Here is a 10,056-nt window from a genome sequence, read left to right on the forward strand (position 1 = left end):
TTTGCAAAGTTCTGATGGCCTTCAAACACATCAAATGGTTTTCGTGGCATAGTAACTAAATCCTTTGCACTCACTCACTTGATTCGATCTATATTCTTCTCCATATTCATTTCCTCTGCCTCCTAATAGTAAGAGCCCTAGTTTAATAGACTAGAGCTCTTGGTACTGCTATAGAAGTCATTAATCCTTCTTTTCCCTCAATCTCGCAGGCAAAAGGTTCTAAAAATAGCCTCTTGACCACTGCCTTTGGAATTGTGTAATAATCTTTTATCGTATTCAATCCATCTACTTCCTTCGCCCAGCCAATTAAGCGTACTATTCTTATTGTGATTCCTTAAACAATTTTAGTTTGACTTATTGATAGACGATTTCAAAACAGAAGTGCCTTTATTCCACGGTGTACCTAAATAAGGTAGTGCCCACCTATCTAACCCGTACCAACCAGCGACTTTCCATGCCATTACTAACCAAGTAGCCAAAATAAATAAAAGTGGATTTGTGCTAAGTGTCCCTGCAAACAGGAAGCTGACATTCATCAACGAACCGAAGAAAGCGGCAATACCAGTTAATAAGCCAAAAATTAATCCTAATCCCACTAGCACTTCTCCGTAGGCTACGAGATAACCGAATGTAGAAGCGTTTGGGAGGACAATATTTTCTAAAAACATAGCATACCAGCCGGTAACGTCTTTTCCTTCCCCAGCCTTCGCTAATGCTCCTTTAACAAAACCTTGAACTGCACCACCTGCATTATTTCCTGTCCAATTATCGTCAGTAATTTTATGCCACCCTGCATTTACCCACGCATAACCGACATACAAACGGATGACAAGCCAAATAAGAGCAGACTGTGTATTATTGAATAAAAACATTGATACTGGGTTTTCCGGAATAGAGATTGGGCGTTTAGCCATCTTCATTACCTCCTGAAAATAGAATTTTTTTTCTTGGGATAATCTTGGATTTAAAGTTAACTCTTTTCTTAACTTTGACAATAACAATCCGTGGAAAAACTCTTTCAAGTCGAAACAAAAGGAATGACGTTGTGTAGGAAGCCTAGAAGTATAATAATGAATATAATTGGGTTGATGATTACTAGAAGATTTTTATTGGGTAATTTCTAAGTTGATAAATTACATAAAATTTCTTTTCTGTACAAAAAATAAGTGTTTTTACTCGTAACAATTCCATTATATTCCCATTAATCCAAAATTCAACCACATTTACATATTGTTCACATTAATGATATAAATTTTAAAGCTTCAGCACAATTTTCCTCTATAGGATTGAAAGGAGTTACTGACTTTCACAAAAAAATGAACCATTATAAATGTTCTTTCCCATATTTATGGAACGAATATTTCAGAAAAGGATCAGTTTCAACTCGGGAGCTAAAGCTAATTTATAAGAAGAACCCGAAAAAAAGAGCGTCTGCTCAGGTAATAGCGGATGCCCTTTTTAACTTCGGGATATTTTCTTAATTTAAATACTGAAATTTTATCAATATAATGGAGTCATTTCTCACCTTGCATAGAACGTGAAAAATAATGAAACAAAGTCATTATATCGAATTTAATATCTAGACCTTTTTCAACTGAATACTCTTACTTAGTTTCGAGTGGCAATGACGGATCTTTTGCCCATTCTGTCAAAGAGCCATCGTAGATAGCTACATTTTTTTGCCCAAGTTTATTTAAAATTAGAGCATTCCAAGTAGCTGCAATAGCACTGCCGCAATACGTAATTACTTTCTTGTTTGGTTCGAGTGCTCCAATCTCTTCGAATTTTTTGCGAAGATTTTCCTCATCATAAAGCTCTTTTGTTTCTGAATTAGAATGTGAACCAAAGAATACGTTGACACTACTTGGGATATGACCGCGCCTTCCGTACGTATTTACTTCTCCGTTATAATGTGCTTCTGTCAAACTATCAATGATAATCACATCCTCATCATTAATAGCTTTCAGAACCTCTTCCTTTGTAACAAATAATTCTGGTCTTCTTACCCCAGTGAAATTTCCTTTTGGATAGGAACCAGGTTCGGCTGTAACAGGGCGTTTTTCCTCCAGCCATTTTGGAAAACCTCCATCAAGAACGGCAACATCCTCAAAACCTTCGTAACGTAATTGCCACGCAAGACGGGAAGCCCAATGGGATGCAATAACAGGTGCATTTACAATCGCTCCCTGATCATAAATCACTACATAAGTCCCTTCTTCTACACCAAGTTCACTAATCTTTTGTACAAATCTTTCACGAGAAGGAGCAGTAAAGGTAAATTCCGAATCAGGATCAGAAAATTCATTATATAGATCAGCAAAAACTGCTCCAGGAATATGCCCCTTTTCATAAGCTTCTTTACCCGACCACACATCATAATATCCATCTTTCTCAGGATGTTTTAAAAATGTTGTCGCATCCAGTAATCTTAAATTAGGATCATTCAATCTTTCTGCCAGCCATTCTGTTGTTACTATTAATGGTACCTTACTCATTAAAAAACTCCTCCTCTAAAAGACAATTTATTATTTATATATAAAAAAACAAAGCCTATAAAACATATATATTTACTCGGTTTTATGTTTATTCAAATTTTATCATTCCATATTTCATTTATCAAATAATAAACCTGTTGTACTATTTGCTTTTCAAAAGTACCCTTTAGAATTCAATTAAAAAATGAAATAATTGAACAAAAGAAAAGAGCGCGTTTTGAAAAAAGATTGATCAAAACACGCTCTTAATATATCTATAAACTACCCCATATTTATTTTTTCATCAAAAGTTAAAACAGACAACCTCAAGCTTAGAATGTTTTGCTGAAATCTTACGCTCCCATTCCACCGTCAACTCTATACTGAACTCCTGTGATAAATGAACTTTCATCAGAAGCAAGGAACAGTACTAAATTAGCAATATCACTTGGTTCACCGTAACGTCCTAATGGAATAGCCTTTGCTAAATCTTCTTGTTCTACATTCAATCCATCTTCTAAAGAACGCATCATTCTTGTGTTAACAGGAGATGGATGAATTGAATTCACACGTACATTAGCATTTGCTACTTCTATTGCGGATGCTTTTGTTAATCCCACTACTGCATGCTTTGAAGCAATATAAGGTGATACTCCCGGACTACCTTCTAGTCCTGCAACAGATGAAGTGTTGATAACACTGCCATAGCCTTGTTTAGTCATAACTGGTAGAACATATTTCAATCCTAAAAATACTCCACGTACATTGACGCTGATTACTTTATCGAAATCCTCAATTTTTTGATCCACAAGAGGTGCTACTTTTCCTTCGATTCCGGCATTGTTAAAGAATACATCGATTTTCCCAAAGTGTTCAAGTGCTTTTTTAACATAGTTTTCTACATCCGATTCTTTTGAAACGTCCGCTTGAACTGTAAGAACTTCACCAAGTGAGGCTAGTTCATCTTTTGCTTTAAGAAGGGATTCTTCAAATAAATCTACTAAAACCACTTTAGCTCCTTCTTTTAGAAATCTTTCTGCTACTACTTTGCCAATACCACCTGCTCCACCTGTAATGACAGCAACTTTTTCTGATAGTCTTTCCATAATGCATTCCCCCTGAGTTCGTATTATTGGCTAAGTGCTTTGAATTAAATTATTTTTAATTCGAGATAATTGTAACTCTAATTTTTAGATAAATCAAAGAAAGCGACTTTTGTTTTAGTATTTACCCACTCTACCATTACTACTTCCTTCACAGTTCAGGACTTGAACCCTTGAGTCTTCACCTATGCTAGGCAAATTTTTTTTAAAAAACACTTCACAAATCAGTATTTTACTGAAAAAAGAATCCATTTTGATAAAAAGATTGATCAAAATGGATTCATATCTAATAGATTTAAGTATCGGTTTAATAAAAGTTATGTTGCTCCAGAATCACTCCCTAATGGGAAGGATAAAATATTTCTATTAGCTAGTAAAGCAGTTCTCTTTAAATCTATTGATTGAAAATGGCGAAATGTTTTGTTCTGACTTCCCAGAAATAATTAATTCACTTATAATCTGACCAACAACACTGCTAAATTTAAAGCCATGCCCTGAGAAACCCGATGCAATAGCCACGTTTGGATATGTAGGATGCAAATCGATAATAAAATTTTCATCAGGGGTAAGTGTATACATACATGTTTTACCATACTTTAATTTTAGTTTAGAAGGCATATAGGCATTCAAAAATTGTATTAAATCTGCTTCATCTTCTTCTATTTCACCAAATCCTAGTATGAATTCATCTGGATTTATTTCTTCCCCTCCATCATGACGACCTACCTTTAATCCAGAACCATTGATGCTTGGAAAGCCATAATAAAGGCCTTGAGATGTCTCAAATGCAAAAGCTGGAAAATCCCGATGATTATATAAGTGTTCATCGGCTTCGAACCATGCAAATGTTTTTCTAACCGGTTTAAGAGGAAGGTTCAAATCTAACATGGAAAGGAGACTACTTGACCATGCCCCTGCTGAAACGACTAATGCCTCAGAACAAAAAGTCTGGTCCTCGGTCTTGACTGTTACTTTTTTGTCATGAACTACTATTTCTTTCACTTTACTGTTTGTTAAGATTGAAGCTCCGTGCAGCTCAGCAAGTTCCCTGTATGCATCAATGCATTCCTCGCATTTTAGCACTCCTGATGTTGGTTCAAAACACCCAATGAAATCGTTAGGTAAAGCGATACCAGACCAACGCTTATTCACTTCACTTGAATCTAGAACATCTAGAGGCAACGTATATCTCTTTGAACTAAAGATGATGTTTTGGATGAAATCTGATTTTTCATTACCAACGTTGAGAACTCCTGTCTGGAGAAACAATTGTTTTCCAGTATCATTCTCTAAGTCATGCCATAATTCTTGGGCTTTGAGAGCTAACGGAACATACTCTTCCCCTTCTCCATAAGCATGCCTAATAATTCTAGTGTCTCCATGGTGACTCCCCTTGTTATGTGGTGGATTAAAAGAATCTATTAATAGAGTTCTTTTTCCACTCTTTGATAAAAAATAACCTGCTGCCATCCCCATTGAACCTGCTCCAATTAAAATTACATCATAATGCATGCTACTAACCTCCATAAAAAAATAGCCCTTCAGATACAGTTATCAGTATTGATTTATTTATCTATTATATTTAATATTCTAATACTTTACTTTATCCTTCTCATTAGTTTAAATAAACTATTCAGTAGATTTTCTACTATAGCTTCTTTTGCAAAATTGTTTTGCTCAGTATACAAAAGTTTGGGAGTGATTAACTAAAAAAGGACTAGCAGATGATTTATTTGCTAGTCCTTTCGCTTATTAATAGTGTAAAACTAATCTTCCAAACTGATCCAAATTGTCTTTACTTTAGTAAAGTTCTCTAGAGCGTAAGAACCGTTATCACGTCCAATTCCAGACTGCTTGTAACCCCCAAAAGGAGTCTCAGCAGGCTCGAGTCCGTAACAGTTCACCCAAACTGTCCCGACTGCTAATTTATTGGATACTATGTGCGCTGTTTTTACATTTTCAGTCCATATTCCAGCTGCCAAGCCATAATCCGAATTATTTGCCCGTTCCACTACTTCATCAATTGTGTCGAACGGAAGAACAACAGCAACTGGTCCAAAAATCTCTTCTTTTACTATGGTCATTTCCTCTGTTACATTGACAATAATGGTTGGTTCAACAAAGTATCCTTTTTCAAGCCCTTTTCCGCCACCTGCAACAATTTGAGCACCCTCCGCCTTTCCTATTTCAATGTAATTCAACACTCGTTCCTGCTGTTGTTTCGATACAAGTGGCCCCATTTCTGTTTCAGGATCTAATCCATCTCCTAGTTTTACCTGTTTGGCAAGACTGGCTAACTGATTCACTACATCTTCATAATGTTTTCTGTGTACATAGATCCGGGAACCGGCACTACAATTTTGTCCATGATTATACATAATTCCATTGAAAACACCTGGAATTGCTTTAGTTAGATTAGCATCTTCCATAATAATGTTTGGAGACTTACCTCCAAGCTCTAATGTAATATCTTTAACTGTTTCGGAAGCCCTTTTCATAATGTGCTTACCCGTTACAGTAGAGCCTGTAAAGGAAATCTTATCAATGTCTTTATGGTTAAGAATGGCTTCTCCAGCGATATTTCCAAAGCCAGGAACGATATTTACTACTCCATCCGGAAAACCAGCACGCTTAACTAATTCTGCAAAGTATAGTGCTGTTAAAGGTGTTTGTTCAGCTGGCTTTAGCACTACTGTACATCCAGTTGCAAGAGCTGCACCTAATTTCCACGCAACTAACATTAAAGGGAAATTCCAAGGCGCAATTGCACCAACAACACCGATAGGCTCATGTCGTGTATAAGTAACATATTCAGGTGAATACGGAATTGTTTGTCCGTAAAACTTCGTCGCCCATCCGGCATAGTATCTGAAATAATCTACCACTCCTGGTATATCATCTTCTAAAGCACGGATATATGGCTTTCCATTATCAAGAGATTCAAGTTGCGCCAGTACTTCTTTATTTTCTTCAATTAGATCCGCTAATTTTAATAACAGGTTTGCTCGTTCTGACCCACTTAACTTTGGCCAAGGTCCTGTTTCAAATGCTTTTCGAGCCGCCTTTACAGCTAACTCGATATCCTCTTCCTGCGCTGCACATACGGTAGCAATTACTTCTTCTGTCGCTGGATTAACTGTATCGAATGTTTTTCCACTTACAGAAGGGACAAATTCTCCATCAATAAATAAATACTTAATTCCTTTTAAAAATTGTTCGCTAAGCTTTAAATTTGGCAGTAATCTCTGAGACATAGTAAATTCTCCTCCCTAAGCTTGAATAATGCCATTATTCTGAAACATATTTTCGGAATAATGGCATTTAAACAATCAAAATTTAATTAGCTTTACTTTTATAGGAATGAAGGCAACCAGGTTGAAAGTATTGGTATATATGTTATTAATAATAAATTTACTAATAACACACCTATCATTAGCAGAGCAGGCTTGATTAAGTTAACAATTGATACTGATGCAATTTCAGAAACAATAAATAGATTGACTCCTACTGGAGGTGTGATCATACCTACCGCCAAGTTTAAAATCATAATAACCCCAAAATGAATGGGATCAATTCCGAATTGAATGGCTGCCGGTGCTAGTATTGGAGTTAATATAATAATTGCCGAAAATGCCTCTAAAAACATCCCTGCAATTAATAGTAATATATTAACTAATAATAGGAATACAATTGGATTTTCGGTTACTTGTAATAAAAACTCTGCAACCTGATGTGGGATTTGATTAATGGTCAACACATATGCAAAGATTGTAGCAAACCCAACAATAATCATTATTACTGCTGTAGAAATAGCCGACTTTGTAATAACCTGAAATACTTCTTTAAGTTTAATTTCTTTATAAACAAAAACCCCTAAAATAAAGCTGTAAATTACAGCTATTACCGATACTTCTGTAGGCGAAAATATACCAAAATATATTCCACCCAGAATAAGTACAGGCATCATTAGTGCCCAGAAAGATTCTTTAAAAGCAACTAGAACCTCTTTAAACCAAATGTTTGTCTCTGTTTTTACACCTTTATCAATATGATTAGATTTAACATACAAGTAGTTGGCAATCATTAAAAATACTCCAACCATTAACCCAGGGATGATCGTTGCTATAAACATCTTTCCTATTGAAGTTCCACTTGTCATGGCATATACAATTATGACAATTGAGGGAGGAATTATAGCACCCATCTCACCAGCTGCGGCGCATAGCGCCGCAGAAAAGTTTCTAGCATATCCCTTCTTTTCCATGTTAGGAATCATAATGGTACCAATTGCTGCAGTTGTGGCCGATGAGGATCCAGATACAGTTGAAAAAATCATGGTTGTTAGTACTGTTGAAGCCCCTACTCCACCTGTCATCCATTTTACTAGTGAAGTTGCAAAGTTTATTAACCTTTTAGCAATTCCTCCTGAACTCATTAAATTTCCTGCAAGAATAAAAAATGGGATGGCCAAAAGTGTATAAGGCGACAAACCTTCAAAAACTTTTTGGGGAATTGTCGTAAGATTATATCCATCCAGTAATAAAACAATGAAGGCCGCCCCACCTAGAGCAACTGCTACTGGAATACCGATGATAAGAAAAGCGAAAAATCCTGAAAACAAAGTACCAACCATTAACTCATCTCACCTCAGTTCATTTTATATTCTCATAGGTCAGAATGATGTTTCTAAAAATAACGGGCATACAGTCTTAATAAAATTTTAAGCATATTATTTTTTAATTAGTTCAACCAAGTCAGGGCTGAGATTTGGATTATTTTTAATAAACTCATCTCTTAACCCTTGGGTAGCCTTTTTAAATGAGTCCATATCAGTTTCAACAATCTCAATTCCTTCTTCCTTCAATATTTCAAGCGATTTTTTATATGAATCTTTATAATATTCAATTCCAGTTTGAGTAGCTTCTTTTGCAGATTGCTTAATTATTTCTTGTTGTCCTTTACTCAACTTTTCCATTGACTTTTCTGACATCAATAAGACAACTGGATAAAAATGAGACTTGGTTAAGTTATAATGGGAGGAAACCTCCATAAACTTATCAGTAATCATAGTATCAGCTGCTGCTTCTCCAGCATCGATAACCCCTTGTTGAAGCGATAAATAAACCTCAGAATAGGGCATCGGTGTTGGCTGTGCCCCAAGAGAGTTATAGGCATTAATATATCCATCTGACTGTACTACACGAATATTCAAATTTTTAAAATCATCTAGATTCTTTACTGGTTTCTTTGAGAAAACGTTTCTTTCTAAAGCGGAATTAAAGCCTAATCCTACAAGACCATACTTTGATAATCCGCTTAATAAGGCTTCGCCAGAAGAACCTTGAAGAAACCCGTTTGCTTCATCTATATTTTCAAATAAATAGGGTAGATCTAAGGCTAAAAATTCAGGGGCAGTTGCTGTTAATGCTGGTGTTCCGGTGATAATAATATCCTGATTCCCATTTCTTGCAGCTTGAATACTTTGGACCTCTCCTCCTAATTGACCAGCAGGAAATATTTTAATTTTGATCTCGCCAGAAGTTCTTTCCTCAACTAATTCAGACAATTTTTTTGCAGCAGCATGGAAACTTGAATCCTCTGTTAATACATGACTTAAATCCAACTCTATAGCTTTACTAGCATTCTCCTTGCCATTTTCCGTATTCGCTTCTTTATTTCCACTACAAGCACCCAAAATAATGATTAGCATGAAAAAGATTATAGAGTATCTCTTTCTCATAGAATTACCCCCTAGAATTATTGGTGTTATACACTAAAATCTGCATTTTGAGTTAGTTCATTTACTTTTAAAGTTTCTTTAATTATAAATTCATCGAATAGGTGTGCTACTGAATTTAAAATCATCACTAGTGCACTAGCTGGTAATGATACATACACATAAAACATTGAAATTCCCATTGAAGTAGATGTCTCAGTCATTCCAAACATTGCCCAGTGATAACCAGCAATAAGTAGACCAACAAAAAAGACAATTGATAGACTCATAGCAATTAAGTTAACTATTTTTCTCCCTTTTGGAGGGAGATTCGTTTGAAGTATATCAACTGAAATTAGTTTGTTATTCCTTGTTGCAACTGCAGCACCTAAAAAGATTAGCCAAATCATACAATACATTGGCAATTCACCTGCCCAAGGTGCTGAAAATTGGATTCCTAACTTAGGAAAAATCATTCTAACCATAATCTGAAAAGAAATGGTTAAAACCATTACTATCAATAGAATCCCTATTACAAATACTAGGAATTTATTGAGCCTGTCAATCCACCTATTAAAGTTAATCATAAATAGACCTCCTTTCTTTAAGGATTTTGGAAAACAGTATATCTACCAAATAATTCAAAAAAATTACAACCCAATTAAAAGAAAAATCAATAAAACTTAGTTTTTCCATTAAAGCATTTGATTTTCATCACTAACTTGAAGTACACTGATTTAAAAGAATGGACTAATGGTATTAC

9 protein-coding genes are annotated in these 10,056 nt (G+C 35.3%); all 9 read right to left on the reverse strand.

Translation table 11 applies throughout. The features are described from left to right. Window positions 1-142 precede the first annotated feature (142 nt). The 9 genes from V7127_RS00915 to V7127_RS00955 all read right to left on the reverse strand — a co-directional run bounded on the left by V7127_RS00915 (window position 143) and on the right by V7127_RS00955 (window position 9,880). Window positions 143-280 (reverse strand): hypothetical protein, encoded by a 138-nt coding sequence (locus tag V7127_RS00915; RefSeq protein ID WP_335354001.1) that lies wholly within the window; start codon window positions 278-280, stop codon window positions 143-145. Window positions 281-344: 64 nt separating this feature from the next. Then, complete coding sequence (locus tag V7127_RS00920) at window positions 345-914, reverse strand: DoxX family protein (protein ID WP_438823950.1); 570 nt, start codon at window positions 912-914, stop codon at window positions 345-347. A 690-nt stretch (window positions 915-1,604) separates the two neighbouring features. After that, window positions 1,605-2,495: a sulfurtransferase gene (locus V7127_RS00925; RefSeq protein ID WP_335347403.1), complete on the reverse strand. Its 891-nt coding sequence runs from the start codon at window positions 2,493-2,495 to the stop codon at window positions 1,605-1,607. 332 nt (window positions 2,496-2,827) lie between these two features. After that, complete coding sequence (locus V7127_RS00930) at window positions 2,828-3,580, reverse strand: SDR family NAD(P)-dependent oxidoreductase (RefSeq protein ID WP_335347404.1); 753 nt, start codon at window positions 3,578-3,580, stop codon at window positions 2,828-2,830. A gap of 363 nt (window positions 3,581-3,943) precedes the next feature. Beyond that, on the reverse strand, window positions 3,944-5,089 hold the full coding sequence (gene solA / locus V7127_RS00935; RefSeq protein ID WP_335354842.1) for an N-methyl-L-tryptophan oxidase: 1,146 nt from the start codon (window positions 5,087-5,089) through the stop codon (window positions 3,944-3,946). A gap of 254 nt (window positions 5,090-5,343) precedes the next feature. After that, entirely contained in the window at window positions 5,344-6,831 is a 1,488-nt protein-coding gene (locus tag V7127_RS00940) for an aldehyde dehydrogenase family protein (RefSeq protein WP_335354841.1), read from the reverse strand. Between the two features lie 98 nt (window positions 6,832-6,929). Further along, window positions 6,930-8,210 (reverse strand): TRAP transporter large permease, encoded by a 1,281-nt coding sequence (locus V7127_RS00945; protein WP_335354840.1) that lies wholly within the window; start codon window positions 8,208-8,210, stop codon window positions 6,930-6,932. Between the two features lie 96 nt (window positions 8,211-8,306). After that, window positions 8,307-9,317, reverse strand: a complete 1,011-nt coding sequence (locus tag V7127_RS00950) for a TRAP transporter substrate-binding protein (protein WP_335345473.1) — start codon at window positions 9,315-9,317, stop codon at window positions 8,307-8,309. Between the two features lie 26 nt (window positions 9,318-9,343). Further along, window positions 9,344-9,880: a TRAP transporter small permease gene (locus V7127_RS00955; protein WP_335345474.1), complete on the reverse strand. Its 537-nt coding sequence runs from the start codon at window positions 9,878-9,880 to the stop codon at window positions 9,344-9,346. Window positions 9,881-10,056 lie beyond the last annotated feature (176 nt).

The organism is Bacillus sp. JJ1773 (assembly GCF_036962035.1).
Taxonomy (GTDB): domain Bacteria; phylum Bacillota; class Bacilli; order Bacillales; family Cytobacillaceae; genus Cytobacillus.

Coding starts and splice junctions, on each gene's coding strand:
- V7127_RS00945 (WP_335354840.1), bottom strand. CDS start 8,210: ATGGTTGGTACTTTGTTTTCAGGATTTTTCGCTTTTCTTATCATCGGT.
- solA (WP_335354842.1), bottom strand. CDS start 5,089: ATGCATTATGATGTAATTTTAATTGGAGCAGGTTCAATGGGGATGGCA.
- V7127_RS00940 (WP_335354841.1), bottom strand. CDS start 6,831: ATGTCTCAGAGATTACTGCCAAATTTAAAGCTTAGCGAACAATTTTTA.
- V7127_RS00920 (WP_438823950.1), bottom strand. CDS start 914: ATGGCTAAACGCCCAATCTCTATTCCGGAAAACCCAGTATCAATGTTT.
- V7127_RS00930 (WP_335347404.1), bottom strand. CDS start 3,580: ATGGAAAGACTATCAGAAAAAGTTGCTGTCATTACAGGTGGAGCAGGT.
- V7127_RS00955 (WP_335345474.1), bottom strand. CDS start 9,880: ATGATTAACTTTAATAGGTGGATTGACAGGCTCAATAAATTCCTAGTA.
- V7127_RS00925 (WP_335347403.1), bottom strand. CDS start 2,495: ATGAGTAAGGTACCATTAATAGTAACAACAGAATGGCTGGCAGAAAGA.
- V7127_RS00950 (WP_335345473.1), bottom strand. CDS start 9,317: ATGAGAAAGAGATACTCTATAATCTTTTTCATGCTAATCATTATTTTG.